The 14012-nt window shown below is 45.8% G+C and carries 14 protein-coding genes; 11 read left to right on the top strand and 3 right to left on the bottom strand.

Annotated features, from left to right (window positions below; translation table 11 throughout):
- Positions 1-30: 30 nt before the first annotated feature.
- The 8 genes from VN429_RS03895 to VN429_RS03860 all read left to right on the top strand — a co-directional run bounded on the left by VN429_RS03895 (position 31) and on the right by VN429_RS03860 (position 7216).
- The gene (locus VN429_RS03895) at positions 31-459 is read left to right on the top strand and encodes a universal stress protein (protein WP_325629995.1); all 429 of its coding nucleotides are present in this window, start codon (positions 31-33) and stop codon (positions 457-459) included.
- Between the two features lie 26 nt (positions 460-485).
- Positions 486-1322, top strand: a complete 837-nt coding sequence (locus VN429_RS03890) for a CBS domain-containing protein (protein ID WP_325629993.1) — start codon at positions 486-488, stop codon at positions 1320-1322.
- A gap of 94 nt (positions 1323-1416) precedes the next feature.
- Positions 1417-2046, top strand: a complete 630-nt coding sequence (gene psmB, locus VN429_RS03885) for an archaeal proteasome endopeptidase complex subunit beta (RefSeq protein ID WP_325629990.1) — start codon at positions 1417-1419, stop codon at positions 2044-2046.
- A gap of 46 nt (positions 2047-2092) precedes the next feature.
- A complete protein-coding gene (locus VN429_RS03880) occupies positions 2093-3982 on the top strand; it encodes a beta-CASP ribonuclease aCPSF1 (RefSeq protein WP_325629988.1) in 1890 nt (629 codons plus the stop codon).
- Between the two features lie 16 nt (positions 3983-3998).
- Positions 3999-5144: an MFS transporter gene (locus VN429_RS03875; RefSeq protein ID WP_325629986.1), complete on the top strand. Its 1146-nt coding sequence runs from the start codon at positions 3999-4001 to the stop codon at positions 5142-5144.
- 1 nt (position 5145) lies between these two features.
- A complete protein-coding gene (locus VN429_RS03870) occupies positions 5146-5811 on the top strand; it encodes a class I SAM-dependent methyltransferase (RefSeq protein ID WP_325629984.1) in 666 nt (221 codons plus the stop codon).
- 220 nt (positions 5812-6031) lie between these two features.
- A complete protein-coding gene (gene nikR / locus VN429_RS03865; RefSeq protein WP_325629981.1) occupies positions 6032-6487 on the top strand; it encodes a nickel-responsive transcriptional regulator NikR in 456 nt (151 codons plus the stop codon).
- Between the two features lie 135 nt (positions 6488-6622).
- Complete coding sequence (locus tag VN429_RS03860; protein ID WP_325629979.1) at positions 6623-7216, top strand: tetratricopeptide repeat protein; 594 nt, start codon at positions 6623-6625, stop codon at positions 7214-7216.
- A 33-nt stretch (positions 7217-7249) separates the two neighbouring features.
- Here VN429_RS03860 and VN429_RS03855 read toward each other — a convergent pair whose 3' ends face one another.
- A complete protein-coding gene (locus tag VN429_RS03855) occupies positions 7250-8473 on the bottom strand; it encodes a DNA-methyltransferase (RefSeq protein ID WP_325629977.1) in 1224 nt (407 codons plus the stop codon).
- 156 nt (positions 8474-8629) lie between these two features.
- Here VN429_RS03855 and VN429_RS03850 point away from each other — a divergent pair, with 156 nt between their 5' ends.
- Genes VN429_RS03850 through VN429_RS03840 form a run of 3 tightly spaced genes read left to right on the top strand, consistent with a single transcriptional unit; the run spans position 8630 to position 12178 of the window.
- Positions 8630-11152 (top strand): PAS domain-containing sensor histidine kinase, encoded by a 2523-nt coding sequence (locus VN429_RS03850; protein WP_325629975.1) that lies wholly within the window; start codon positions 8630-8632, stop codon positions 11150-11152.
- Positions 11153-11198: 46 nt separating this feature from the next.
- The gene (locus tag VN429_RS03845; protein WP_325629973.1) at positions 11199-11615 is read left to right on the top strand and encodes a response regulator; all 417 of its coding nucleotides are present in this window, start codon (positions 11199-11201) and stop codon (positions 11613-11615) included.
- Entirely contained in the window at positions 11612-12178 is a 567-nt protein-coding gene (locus tag VN429_RS03840) for a CheB methylesterase domain-containing protein (protein WP_325629971.1), read from the top strand. Before VN429_RS03845 ends, VN429_RS03840 begins: the two co-directional genes overlap by 4 nt.
- A 40-nt stretch (positions 12179-12218) precedes the next feature.
- On the opposite strand, the gene cbiQ is transcribed toward VN429_RS03840, so the two are convergent.
- Positions 12219-13037, bottom strand: a complete 819-nt coding sequence (gene cbiQ, locus VN429_RS03835; RefSeq protein WP_325629969.1) for a cobalt ECF transporter T component CbiQ — start codon at positions 13035-13037, stop codon at positions 12219-12221.
- The gene (locus VN429_RS03830; RefSeq protein WP_325629967.1) at positions 13034-13876 is read right to left on the bottom strand and encodes an ATP-binding cassette domain-containing protein; all 843 of its coding nucleotides are present in this window, start codon (positions 13874-13876) and stop codon (positions 13034-13036) included. Before VN429_RS03830 ends, cbiQ begins: the two co-directional genes overlap by 4 nt.
- Positions 13877-14012 lie beyond the last annotated feature (136 nt).

Genomic DNA, 14012 nt, shown 5'->3' with positions numbered 1-14012 from the left:
TAATTGAACAGCCTTTAGGAGGGGGACCACATGTATAAAACGATTCTCGTTGCGATTGACGGATCTGCAGTAAGTGAACAAGCGTTCGAAGCTGCCGTTGAGCAGGCTCGTGCCTGGAAAGCAAACCTGCATGCGGTCTACGTCGTCGAGACCGGCCTGTTTACCGACATCCCGGTAGACAGTAAACTTGAAGTGATGTACAGCCTGCTTGAGCAGGAGGGTTCCGGAGCCCTGGACCGGGTCAAAGAGATTGCCAAGAAGAAGAGTATTGAGGTGCAGACCCACTTTGAACAGGGCCATGCAGGAGACACGATCATTGCAACAGGTCAGGAGCTGAATGCAGATTTGATTGTGATGGGTTCACACGGAAAGAGTAATGTGGACCGTCTTCTTCTCGGAAGCGTCAGTTCCTTTGTGGTAGAACACAGTTCGGTCTCAGTTCTGGTGGTGAGATCATAACAACGGCTCAACTGGTATCTGACTACATGACGACTGATGTCGTCACTGTGGAAATTCCAGGAAACCGTGACGATGTTCTTAAAATTTTAAAACGAACCGGAATCAGTGGAGTGCCTGTTCTCAAAGAAGGCAGACTGGTAGGGATCATTACAAGAAAGGATCTTCTCCACAAACCTGAAGAGAATCAGCTTGCCCTGCTGATGACGCCAAGTCCACTCACAATCCTGGCAGATGCAACCATCTTTGAGGCTGCAAAGATGATGTCAGATAGCAACGTCCGCCGTTTACCTGTGGTAGATTCTGCGGGTGAATTGATTGGTTTGATAAGTGTTGCAGATCTGGTGCTGGCCATTGCCAGGATGAAAATTGAAGAAGAGATTAAAGAGCGTCTTACAAGCCATACCTTTGCTCTCTGGGAAGAGACTCCTCTGCCATTAGTTGGCAGGATCATGGAAATATCAGGCTTTGAAGCCATTCCTATATTAAATAAGGAGAGCAAACTGCAGGGGATCATATCTGAACGTGACCTGATTCGGTGTGCAATGATAGAGGACTCTGTTGAGACCTCAGATCTTTCTACCACCGGTACTGATGATGATGAATGGACCTGGGAGAGCATCAGGGATGTTCATCACATTAGTTATGGTATCTCCCGGGTACAGCTTCCGAACCGGCCGGTTAAGCTTGCAATGGTAACAAGTGTTGTCATGGTGCCCCCAAATGCAGAAGTTAGTGAATGTGCCCTAAAGATGAAACGGGCCCGTGTCGACCAGCTTCCTGTAGTGAACGGGGATAACCGGCTTAAGAGTGTTCTCTTTGATCGGGATCTCATCAAAGTCCTTCTTGATGAGAAATACCAATAACAATCTTTAAATTATTGCAGGATGCTCTTAGCATAGGCATTTTTGCACCCTGCAATCCTTCTGCACTGCATTTATATTATTCCTGGTGTTTGCTATGGCAGAACAGAATGAAACAATGAAAGGAACAACTACCGTCGGCATTGTATTTGAAGACGGAGTTGTGCTCGCCAGCGAAAGGCGGGCAACGATGGGCTTTTTGATCTCCAATAAGACTGCAAAGAAGATCTACCAGATTGGGTCGAGAATTGGTCTCACCACTGCTGGTGGCGTTGGTGATGCTCAGCAACTGGCCAGACTAATGACCGTCGAGGCAAATCTCTATGAGATTCGTCGCGGTAAGAATTTGTCTGTCAGTGCTGCATCAACACTTCTTTCCAACGTTCTGCACGGAAACCGGTATTATCCGTATTATGTGCAGCTTCTTATCGGTGGTGTCGATGAATCCGGTCCGGTGCTCTTCTCTGTGGATGCTGTCGGTGGTTCTTCTCGTGAAGATAAGATCGTTGCCACCGGTTCAGGATCTCCAATGGCATACGGAGTCCTTGAGGACAGGTTCAAACCTGCAATGAGTGAGAAGGAAGCATCCGAACTTGCTGTACGTGCATTACGGTCTGCAATCAAGCGTGATGCAGGTTCAGGAGAGAGTATGGCAGTAGTAGTCATCACGAAAGAAGCATATCGTGAGTTATCTGAAACTGAAGTCAGCCAGTTAATACCAAATTAAATATCCATTTTCAAGTTTTTTTACTGCTTTTTTTAGGACGGTTGTAATGTTAATCGAGGAACGACTCAAAGAACTGCATGAGAAGATCAAGCGTAAGGTACCAAAAGGTATCACAGTTGCATCGGTAGAGTTTGAAGGACCTGAACTGGTCATCTACACAGATGATCCCAAAAGTTTTGCTGATCAGGACGATCTGATAAAGATCCTTGCCCGGGAACTTCGCAAGCGTATTGTGGTAAGACCAACGATTCTGGAAGATCCAGAACGGGCCGTCACTGCTATCAAGGAAGTTGTCGGAGATAACGCAGGTATCACTGACATCTTTTTTGAACAGGATACAGGCGAAGTGCTCATTGAGGCTGAAAAGCCTGGTGTGGTCATTGGAAAGAATGGTGCAACGCTCCGCGATATCACCAAGGAGATTGGATGGACTCCCAAGGTCGTACGGACACCGCCAATCGAGTCCTCAACTGTCAAACAGGTTAGGCAATATCTCCGTGCAGCCCATCAGGAGCGTAAAGAACTGCTCAGGCGGATTGGGAGACGGATCCACCGTGATGTCATTGCCAAAGACCAGTGGATCAGAGTCACTACTCTCGGCTGTTGTCGGGAGGTTGGTCGTGCAGCATTTCTTCTCACAACTCCTGAGAGTCGTATCCTTATTGATTGCGGTGAAAATCCAGGGAATTCAACATCTACACCATATCTCTATGTCCCTGAAATTCACCCGCTTACACAACTCGATGCAGTGGTTCTCACTCATGCCCACCTCGATCACTGTGCTTATATCCCGCTCCTTTACAAGTACGGGTACACCGGACCGGTTTATTCTACTCCGCCAACCCGTGATCTTGCAGCCATGCTTCAGCTCGATTACCTTGATGTGATGAACAAGGAAGGGAACACCATTCCCTACTCATCGAATGAGGTTAAGGAGTACATCAAGCACTCGATTGTCATCAATTATGGCTGTGTGACTGATATCGCACCTGACATTAAGCTGACTTTCCATAATGCAGGACATATCTTAGGATCTGCAATAGCCCACTTCCATATCGGTGACGGCCTCTACAATGTTGCCTTTACTGGAGATATCCACTATGGCAAAAGCAGACTCTTCAATGCTGCTACAAACCACTTCCCACGACTCGAAGCCCTGCTTATGGAGTCAACATATGGTGGTGCAGGCGACATGCAGCCACCGCGTGCAGAAGCTGAAGAGAAACTCTATAGTATTATCAGTGATGTGATCGGCCGTGGTGGAAAGGTCATTATCCCTGCATTCTCAGTCGGTCGTTCCCAGGAGGTTATGCTTGCCATTGAAGAGGGTATCAGATTTGAGAAACTTCCAAAGATGAAAGTATACCTTGATGGAATGATCAAGGAAGCAACCGCAATTCACACAACCTATCCAGAGTATTTGAACTCTGATCTCAGAAATCTCATCTTTAAAGAGGGTCTCAATCCATTCCTTTCTGACTGCTTTGAACAGGTCGACTCACCTGATAAGAGGGAAAAAGTCATCACCGGGGATCCCTGTGTGGTTATTACCACCAGTGGTATGCTAAACGGTGGTCCTGTCATGGAGTACCTGCGCAGTCTTGGTGCAGATGAGCGATGTGCCCTTGTCTTTGTCGGTTACCAGGCAGATGGGACACTCGGCCGTCGTATCCAGAAAGGATGGCGTGAGATACCGATTGGCAACAGGGAGACCCTTGTTATCAACCTAGAATGTTTCACAGTTGACGGGTTCTCGGGTCACTCTGACCGCAGACAGCTTATGAACTTCGTCTCTCATATGCAGCCAAAACCTGAAAAAATCTTCACGATTCATGGAGAAGAGAGCAAAACTCTGGATCTTGCAAGTTCCATCTACAAGAAATATCATATCCAGACCATGGCTCCGATGAACCTGGAAACCTATCGCCTTGTCTGATCAGATCGGTGATAAGATGACCCGATCAAATCTCTTTCTTTTCAGTCTTTTTTTTGGTGTTGCCTCTCTGATGGCCCTTTCAAATGCCATAATTCCAATTTTGCCAAGTCTTAATGGTGCATTGCAGATTCAGACATTCATCTACTCTGCATATTTCTTTGGAGCCATGATAACCACGCTTCCAGGTGGTATCATCAGCGATCGTATCGGCCAGTTTCGGGTCGTCATTGCTGGCATGATACTGACAGTACTATCTGGTGCATTTCTGGCAATGGTAAGCGATCCTGTGTTGATCCTGCTCATTAGGTTGGCTGAAGGAATCGGTGCAGGGTTGTTTGTTTCTGCATCACTCTCCTGGATAAATTATCAGAAAGAGCATGCAAGATTCTCAGGCATTTTCATGGCACTGCTTAACCTGGGGCTCCTGCTCGGACTTGTGGGAGGAGGCTGGATCACAAGTATCTTTGGCGATCTCACTGCCGGAATCAGGTTTTTTACGATCATCTCTGTGATACCGGTTATCTCCCTGCTCTTCTGTTTCAGTATAAGAAACGTGGATTTGACAGGTGCATCAGTCCTGACACATGAGGATTCACAGCAGGGTTGGAGGCCCCTCTTCTCTGATGTTTCTGCCATGATCCGAAGACAGGCACCACTCTGGTTCTCGGTCATTGTGCTCCTCGGAATTACAGGTTTTGTCCAGGCCCTTTATCCTGATCTGTCAGGACTCGCGGCATCAGAGGTTGGAACCGCTCTTGCGGTTATGAACCTTGCAACAATCATCTCATCGATAACTGCTCCCTGGTTCAGAATTGAACCTGTGCTCTTGATCAGGATATCTGCAATTCTTATGGCAATTCTGGTACTGGTTTTTGTCCAATATCCCTCATCGATATTTATCATGGGTTTTGTTGCTGGTCTTGTTATGATATCCCAGATAAGTTACCTTGCTATGGCAGAAAGGAAACAAGGGGTCGCGATGGGTCTTTATACCACAGCAAGCTATGCAGGTATGACTTTTCTTCCTGCTATTGGAGGATATATTGCCGGTCTCTTCTCAGTATCTGTTGCAGCCAGTCTGATTGCCCTGCTTGCAGGCATTTGTGTCATTACAATAGGGTCCTGCAAGTGCAGAGGATTTGACGGATCAAACGAGGCGTAATATGCCCTCTCTCCCCTCTTCTGATTCTCTTGTTTCATCATCTCCTGATAAGCAGCAGATGGCTTGGGATAGAAGGTACCGCGAGAAAGGGAGACAATGGGGAAATGCTCCTGCAGAATTTATTCAAACCCTCCCTTGTGGCACTGTTCTTGAGCTGGGAGTTGGCGACGGGAAGAACCTTCGTGTCAGAGACAGCGAAAGTTGCCTATGTATTGGGCTTGACTTCTCACCAGCAGCCCTGCAAATCTGCAGAACCGATCCAGAGCTTTCTGATGTTCATCTGCTGCTTGGCGATGTATGCAAGATACCGGTTAGAAGTACCCAGGTGAATTTTGTGTATGCTCATCACATTCTTGGTCATCTTTCTTCATCTCTTCAACCTCTTTTGATGGATGAGATCTTTCGTGTACTCAGGCCGGGAGGCACTCTTGCTCTGACAGTTTTTGCATCAGGTGATATGCGGGATGGCCAGGGTCGGGAGGTTGATCAAGGGATATATCTTCGTGGAGATGGGATTATTACTCGGTATTTCACTCCTGATGAGATCAAAAGTCTTGGGAAGCAATTTATTATTTTGGCAGTAAACCGGGAAGAATGGTTTCTCACAATCAAAGGCAAAAAGTATCTTCGAGCAGTACTGACTGCATTGCTTAAAAAGTCTGAATAGTCACTCGGCGTAACACACAAAAAGCTGCCCTATGGGTATCGGTAGCACCTCTCGTATTCTAAACAACTGGCGTGGTGACGCAGTGATGACATTTTTGTTCTTGATCTATCTACTTTGAACTGGATTTTATTTAGCAGAAACATTTTGCACGTTTATGCCAAGTAGTATGAAGCATACTGAATAAGAAAAAATTAAACGAAATGACACAAATAGTATCCTTATGCCTGACTTACTATCTGATCAAGAAGTTGAAGAGCTCCAGGAACACGATCTCTCACGTATAGGTGTCTCTCTTCCTTCTAATCTTCTCAATAGCTTTGATCAGATCCTGAAGACCAGGGGTTATTCGTCTCGATCAGAAGGGATCAGGGACGCCATCAGATCGTATATCCGTTATTACAAATGGATGGCTGATATAAACGGACCGCGGCAGGGTGTCATCACCATTGTATATGATCATCATCAGCGGGGACTTATTGCCTCTATCACCGATATCCAGCATGATTATATGGGATTGATACAAGCATCGCTTCATTCACATGTCTCACACAGCCGATGCGTTGAGGTCCTGCTTGTCAGGGGTGATGCGAAAGAGGTCAAGGAAGTTGCTGAACGTCTGATGGCTCAAAAAGGAGTCGAGACTGTCAAACTTACAACGATTCCACTTGAAGGATAATTCTTCTTTTCCAGACACCTAAATACCTGATTCGACTTTTCTTTTTTAGATATCTGGATATGAGATCCTGATCAACATAATTCTATGATTCGATGCCCCTCTCTGATCCTTATACTCCTGCTCCTGAGTACTATCATGAGTATAGCCATACCAGTCTCTGCGGCAGGGATTCGTCACGACAATATCGGAGCGGTCCAACTCTACAACCTGGCAGTGGATGAGGCAACTGCAGGCAACTTCACTCAGGCAGATAATCTTACTGCTCAGGCCCTCTCGATCCAACCGAATTTTACCCTGGCTCTTGTCACCCGTGCTAGTGTACTCATGAACCTTCGAAATATGACTGGTGCAAAAGAAGCTCTTGACAAGGCAATGGCAATTGATCCTGAAGATGCAAATGTGCTAGCAACTATGGCTTCGTTTAAACAACAGAGCGGAGCAGATCGTGAGGCTCTCACATATGCATCAAAAGCTCTTGAGATTAATCCAAACCTTACCGAGGCATGGATCATTAAAGGCACCGCTCATGGATCTCTTGGAGAGTACCAAGAGGAGTTGAAAGCGTCAGAACAGGCTCTTGCTATTTCCCCTGAAAATAAACTAGCCCAATCTAATAAAGCGTATGCAGCGGGAATGTTGAACTATTCAAAGAAATCCCCTGTCAGTCCGATTGTTCCTCTTATTGCTCTCATATGTGGGTTTGTTCTGGTTATAGGACGGCGCAGGTAACCAGGCAGGAATCTCATCTTTTATTTACAAGATTCAGATCAGGTTTGACTGAATCCCGCTTTTTCTTTCTTTGGCAATACGTTCCCGTGCGGTTGCACAATATTCCTCTGACACATCGATACCTATGTAGCGTCTTCCAAGACGAGTGGCAACAGTTGCGGTGGTTCCAGCTCCGCTGAATGGATCAAGAACAATATCTCCCTTATATGAAAAAAGTTTCATGCATCGTTCGATGAGTTCCTCTGGAAACATGGCAGGATGATCATACTGTTTCATCCTTCGTTCAGGCCCTATGGACCATTTTGCCACAACCCATGATTTGAACTCCTCGTCGGTGATATCGATATCCTCTTTGCGGCCCGGTTTTTTAAGGTCTCCTTTGCAGAAAACTTCGATAAACTCCCATGTATATTTCAGGTATGGGCTTGATGGGGATTTCCAGCTCCCCCATGAAGTATATTTACAGTTGTAGTTGTTCTTCTCCCAGAGGATCTCACCTTTCCAGATCATCTTCTGTTGCATAAAGAACGAGGAGATGAGGTGATGAAGAGGGATATAATCTGAAAAGAGGGGTTGGACATTGACAATAAATCTGCCGCCGAAGGTGAGTACGCGGATTCCTTCGGTAAAAACCCTGAAAAGTTTGTCGAGGTATGCATTCCAGTCTACTCCGTCATCGGTCTTGTCGTACTCCATCCCGAAGTTGTATGGTGGTGATGTGACAATCAGATCGATGCAATTGTCAGGAAATGATCGCAGGACATCCTCGCTGTCGCCACAGACAATTGTGTTCTCTCTTCCTTTTGGAATTGGATTTCGATTATGTGAAAACTGATGATCCCTGGTATAGTAATGGATCCCCCTTGTCGATTCTTTTACTTTCCTGTCTGAAACCTTTCGCTCATCAGCATATCCAATATAGATCCGCTTTCCATATCTGATGCCATAACTGCCGATGGAAAGTATCTGTTCGAGTAGAGAAGATACTGGATCGCAAAGCCCTTCGCTCTTATAAAAATCAGTTATACGTGTCTGATTTCGGATATCTTCTAAAATAACCCTGAAGGAATCGGGATCGAATGTTGCCAGGTATGCACAAAAGAGATCGTCTTCTATTGTGAATTTTAGATCTTGTGGAGAAAGAGAATGGTTCAGTGCCTGGATGAATGTTTTCTCCTCTCCGTTAATCTGGTGCTTCACCTTAACAGTCAGTTTGAGAAATCCATCAACCTCTTCTATCTTTCTGCGACGACCCATAATTTATCCAGTTGTGTACATGTTAGTGTTCTGATCAGATATGCCCATGAGTCTGATTATGAGATCCTGAGATGAGTCTATAAGGAGGCAAGCCAGAATATTGAACTGACAACTTTTGATCAAGTATATATTGTGGCCGATATGGTGAATTTTGAAATGACCACTCCGCCTCTTCATGAATGTTCCAACGCTCTGATTCCTTTTCTTTCAAATCCGTTCTGTATTCTTGACACTGAACTGTGTGTAAAGTATGCGAGTCCACCTTTTCTCGCACTTTTTCCTGACAGTCTTCCAGATGTGGTAGGTCAGCCTGTAAATCAGGCCTTCATGTGGGATGGGCCTTTAAAAGATCTCCCCAGTATATTGAAGAGGATTCTTGTATCCTCTGAATCTATTATAGAATATCCATTCTTCAGATCAGGCTCTTCCCGTTCAGGTGATAAAACCACTCTCACGATCATCCCGATCAGGACTCTAGATGATCAATCATCGCGGGTAACTGGTATCGTACTGGCTGTTTCTGGTATAACAGGTCATCAAGTTGCTGGGGATCAACAGTCTCACGAGACTACTCTCATCAATATAATTCACGAAATTGCTGCATCTGATCAAATCTCGTTTCCTGGCAGGTTGGTCCAGCAGGTTGTGAGTCGGGTAGGCTCACTTCTTCAGATTCCGTTTATCTCCTTCCTTGAATTTACTACTGAATCTGATAATCAGATACCTCTTCGTGAGGAGGTACTCTGGTCACGACGATACGGTTTTCTCATCGGTGAAGGATGGGACGACATTTCTCCAATAGATCTTTGTAGGTCCAGGCAGGTTTCTGATATATTCTGCAGTCAGCCCTATCTTATCCACACCCTGCAGACTGTTCCGATTGCACTTAATGCCACCATGCTTGAGAGAGGAGTTTCGACCCTCCTCATTATTCCGGTTCTGTATGAAAGGGAAATATATGGGTGCTTTATCCTCTGGAATACGGAAGAGGTCCTGAAAGAACATGATATTACGGCCCTCAAGATCATAGGCCGGATTGTTGGTGCCGGTATGATGAATTTGAGGGTTGAGACCGATCTTGCACAAAGCCGGGAAAAATTCAGGAGTGTTATCGAGCATATCGGTGACATGTATTACCGAACTGATAAAGCCGGAATACTTCTTGAGATCAGCCCCTCCATGGCGACGGCACTTGGGTACCAATCTTCTGCCCTCCTCATCGGATTGAGCATGGAGGCCCTGCTTATGTACCCTGATAACTGGCCGATCTTTCTGTCTGAGGTTTTGAATAGTAACGGGGTCAAGGATTATGAACTCATTCTGAAAGGTGCTGGAAGTAAAATGATTACCGGTTCAGTAAGTTGCCGTCTTGTCTATACCGAAGATGGCGACCTTCTGGGGATCGAAGGTGTCATTCGTGATATCTCAAGAAGAAAGCAGTATGAACATCTGGTTCATGAGTCTGAGTGGAAACTTGAGCAGGCAGGAAGAATTGCCAAACTTGGTCTCTGGTCATATGATGTAAAATTTAAAACCTTCAGGGTATCACCAGAAGTCTTCTCAATCCTGGTTTTTCCATCTGACATGAACGTCATCACACTCGGTGACCTCATACATATCACTTCAGATCCTGACAAAAACCAGCTTTTAAAGCATTTTTTAAATGAATCAGCCACTAGTGGCGAGTTCGGGTTTGATATCAGGATAGATCTCCCGGCTGGGAAGTTTAAATACATAAGAATTCATGGCCAGCCCAGGATGAGGGAAGGTGCGGTAACAGGATCGTTTGGCATTCTTCAGGACATCACCGAACGAAAAGAGGTTGAGCAGCACCTCCTGAGGTATGCAAACCAGCTTGAACAGAAGACACTCGAACTTGATGCCATGCGGAGCCAGCTCCTTGACATGAACAGGGACTTGGACCAGCGGGTTCGGATCCGTACAACCCAGATTGAGGAGTTACTCCGCCAGAAAGATGAGTTTATCATGCAGATCGGTCACGATCTCAAGACTCCTCTTACCCCGCTTGTGGCTATACTTCCATATGTGCGCAAGAAGATAAGTGATCCTGAACTCATCGATCTTCTTAACGTCTCAATAGAGGATGTAAAGACGATAAGACGGATGCTGACCAAGATCCTCGAACTTGCCCAGATGAATGCCCTTTATTCGCTTTCTGATCTCCAGCAGATAAATCTCCATGAAGCCCTTGATCAGATTATTTCAGATAATACGTACTTGATCCACCAAAAAAGTCTGTTCGTAAGCAATGAAATCCCTGATTCATTCTCTCTTATGATTTCTCCAATGCATCTTGAAACACTGATGGGTAATCTCATCGGGAATGCGGTCAAGTACTCATATATTGATGGTTCCATAATAATCACAGCAGAGGAAAAACCTGAATCAATATGCATTAGGATCAAAGATAACGGGATTGGTATTCCTGCAGACGCTCTACCCAGGATTTTTGATGAGTTCTTCAAAGCAGACTCTTCCCGTCACGATCTGAATTCTCACGGGCTTGGGCTTGCTATTGCCCGGCGTATTGTAGATATTTATGGTGGCATTATCAAAGCCCGGAGTGAAGGATCTGGGAAAGGGGCAACGTTTCTTGTGAACCTAAAAAAAATACCTGAGTTCAGAAGTAGCACATTACATGAGCAAGGGAATTTTTAGGAGAGACACAGATTATTCAGAGGAACCAGACCGGGATGTGTAACTAATGGAGGATGACGAACCCAAAAAAAAGGTGATGATTGTCGATGATGACGCTCATGTCAGGATTGCAGTCCGCACCATCCTGAAGGACGCTGGTTATGAGATTGTGAACGCAGAGAGTGGTGCTGTTTGTATTGATCAGTTACGTTCAGGATTCTCCGGTCTTATCCTCCTTGATATTATGATGCCTGAGATGGATGGGTGGGACACCATCTCCAAAATACTCGAAGAAGATCTCTTTCAAAAAATTGTTATTGTCATGCTTACTGCAAAGGATGTTCCTGATTCCAAAATGATTGGCCTTCAGGAGTGGGTACTGGACTATGTTACAAAGCCCTTTGACCCTGATAATCTGGTGAGCAGGGTCCGGTATTATACCGGGTTTTTACCGGTTGAGGGGCATCAGGACCAGATTTCATGAAGATAGCGATTATCGGCTCTTCTACCGGTGGACCGCATATCCTTGAAGAGGTTTTTACTGGATTTCCTGTCGTTCCGATTGTTATAATTATTATTCAACATCTCCCTGAAGCCTTTACTAAAACCTTCAGGGGACATATCGCTGATATAACTGGTATGGAGACGGTTATCGCAGAAGAAGGACTCCGGCTTTCCGAGGGCAGGATCATTATTGCACCTGCAGGCAGGCATCTGGTTCTGGAACAGAACCGGATGATACATCTTGATGATGGTCCAAAACTGCATGGTGTAAAACCTTCTATAGATCGTACAATGCTTTCACTTCAGCATGTTGAAGGAGATCGGCTCCTTGGTATTGAACTCACCGGAATGGGACAGGATGGTGCTGCAGGTATCTCCCATATTCGATCCCTTGGTGGGTATACTATTGTGCAGGACCCTGCAACTGCTCCGATAAGAAGTATGCCTCAAGCAGCTCTTGATACCGGACAGGTAAGAGAGGTAATGACCCCCAGAGAGATCACCAAAGCTTTGGTGAAATTTGGTTCTGGTCATCTTAACTGATTTTTTATGTGATGTTCAATATCGTTTCTAATTTTCTGCTTCACCCATACAGAAAAAAAGCAGATGCTGTTATGACCGGCATTGCGATCCCCAGTGCTGTGAGCACGATAAGATCGATGTGGGTTAGGGCTTTCTTCTGCAGATGATCAAGTGCATGACTGCCATATCCCCGGCAGAGCATTGCTGAATATGTCCGTTCACCCTGCTCATATGCTCTCAAAAAGAGAACTCCCATCGCGTATCCCAGTGTCCGGATCCTGTAGCGATAGGGGAGATCTTTTGCCCACGGGTCAAAATTTCTTCCCTGAAGGGCATGATGTATCTGGGTATACATTGTTGCAAACAAAAAGAGATATCTGATCATCATTCCGAGCGAGAGGGCCATCACCGAAGGAAGGCCGAGTCTTCGTCCTGCCTTGAGTAATTCCTGCATCGGTGTGGTAGAGGAGAGGAGCAGGATGGCACTAATGCAGAGTAAGAACTTAAGAAGCAGCAGGGTGGCAAATTCGACGGACTCATAGTATACCGGAAAGAACGGGAATGGCAGGGGTATCTCAGTTGCGGTCTGGTAGTGACTGTTTTTAAAAAAAATCTGGAAAAAGATGATAAAAAATCCAAACGGCAGGGTCATGACAAATCTGGTGAGATAGGTTTTAACTGGAAGAGTCGATAAGGCCCACAGACTGGCAATGATCAGGCCAAAGGGGATTGCAATGTATACAATTCCCCAGGAAATGGGATATGAGACCACCAGGATGATCATTAGCAGAACAAGGATAAGTTTAACGCGGGCATCCAGGTTGTGAGTGAAAGAACTCCGGGATGCGTCCCAATCGATAGATGTTAGTTCGTCTATCATCGCATTTCCGGTTTTTCAGATATAAGCGAGTAGAGAGCCTGCTCAACATCCTCGAATCTGTACCCTGCCTTAATTGGCACTCCGCGGCTTTGCAGGGAAGTGACCAGCCTTGTGAGAATCGGAACATCCAGCCGTGCCCTTGAGAGAAGTGATACATCTGCAAATATCTCTTCAACCGTCCCCTGCCCGATAACCTCTCCGGTATGCATAACATAGACATACCGGGCCAGATCAGGAACAAGGTCAACATGATGGGTTGAAAACATCAGTGATATCTGCCTGGTCTGCACAAGTCGTCTTAAAAGCCCAATTAACTCCCTAATTCCGAGAGGGTCAAGGCCGGATGTGGGTTCGTCAAGGACAAGAATCTCGGGATTCATGGCAAGTATCCCAGCGATAGCAACTCGCTTTTTTTCCCCACCTGAAAGGTGATGCGGGGGCCTGTCTGCCAGATGCTCAACCTCAAGGAGCTGGAGCGATTGATTCACCCTCTCCTGAATTGCTTCAGGGGAGAGACCAAGGTTGGTGGGACCAAAGGCGATGTCTTCCCAGACAGTAGGAGCAAAAATCTGGTCGTCTGGGTTCTGGAAGACCATTCCTATCTTCTGCCTGACAACACGCAGGTTTTCTTTTGATACACGTTCTCCATCTACGAGTACTTCGCCACTTTTTGCAGTAATAATTCCGTTGAAGTGCTTCATCAGCGTGCTTTTACCTGCTCCGTTGGATCCCAGCAGTGCAACACATCCGTTGCGAGGCACGGCTACTGACACATTATGAAGGGCAGTAATGCCACCACGATATTCGTACGTGATCGCCCGTGTCTCAAGAATATTCATACGCTGTATCATGAGAATAGGTTGTCAGGATATTACTGTTTTACGGAATGTATGAAAAATATATCCGGTTTATTTCTTTGATCAGTTGATCTCATCCTCCAGAATTCAGAAAAATGTGAGCGGGTGCGTCTTATTA

The organism is Methanospirillum sp. (assembly GCF_035560735.1).
Classification (GTDB): domain Archaea; phylum Halobacteriota; class Methanomicrobia; order Methanomicrobiales; family Methanospirillaceae; genus Methanospirillum.
The sequence above is the reverse complement of the archived record's forward strand: the minus strand, read 5'-3'. Positions and strand labels throughout refer to the sequence as shown.

Coding starts and splice junctions, on each gene's coding strand:
- VN429_RS03895 (WP_325629995.1), top strand. CDS start 31: ATGTATAAAACGATTCTCGTTGCGATTGACGGATCTGCAGTAAGTGAA.
- VN429_RS03890 (WP_325629993.1), top strand. CDS start 486: ATGACGACTGATGTCGTCACTGTGGAAATTCCAGGAAACCGTGACGAT.
- psmB (WP_325629990.1), top strand. CDS start 1,417: ATGGCAGAACAGAATGAAACAATGAAAGGAACAACTACCGTCGGCATT.
- VN429_RS03880 (WP_325629988.1), top strand. CDS start 2,093: ATGTTAATCGAGGAACGACTCAAAGAACTGCATGAGAAGATCAAGCGT.
- VN429_RS03875 (WP_325629986.1), top strand. CDS start 3,999: ATGACCCGATCAAATCTCTTTCTTTTCAGTCTTTTTTTTGGTGTTGCC.
- VN429_RS03870 (WP_325629984.1), top strand. CDS start 5,146: ATGCCCTCTCTCCCCTCTTCTGATTCTCTTGTTTCATCATCTCCTGAT.
- nikR (WP_325629981.1), top strand. CDS start 6,032: ATGCCTGACTTACTATCTGATCAAGAAGTTGAAGAGCTCCAGGAACAC.
- VN429_RS03860 (WP_325629979.1), top strand. CDS start 6,623: ATGAGTATAGCCATACCAGTCTCTGCGGCAGGGATTCGTCACGACAAT.
- VN429_RS03855 (WP_325629977.1), bottom strand. CDS start 8,473: ATGGGTCGTCGCAGAAAGATAGAAGAGGTTGATGGATTTCTCAAACTG.
- VN429_RS03850 (WP_325629975.1), top strand. CDS start 8,630: ATGACCACTCCGCCTCTTCATGAATGTTCCAACGCTCTGATTCCTTTT.
- VN429_RS03845 (WP_325629973.1), top strand. CDS start 11,199: ATGGAGGATGACGAACCCAAAAAAAAGGTGATGATTGTCGATGATGAC.
- VN429_RS03840 (WP_325629971.1), top strand. CDS start 11,612: ATGAAGATAGCGATTATCGGCTCTTCTACCGGTGGACCGCATATCCTT.
- cbiQ (WP_325629969.1), bottom strand. CDS start 13,037: ATGATAGACGAACTAACATCTATCGATTGGGACGCATCCCGGAGTTCT.
- VN429_RS03830 (WP_325629967.1), bottom strand. CDS start 13,876: ATGAATATTCTTGAGACACGGGCGATCACGTACGAATATCGTGGTGGC.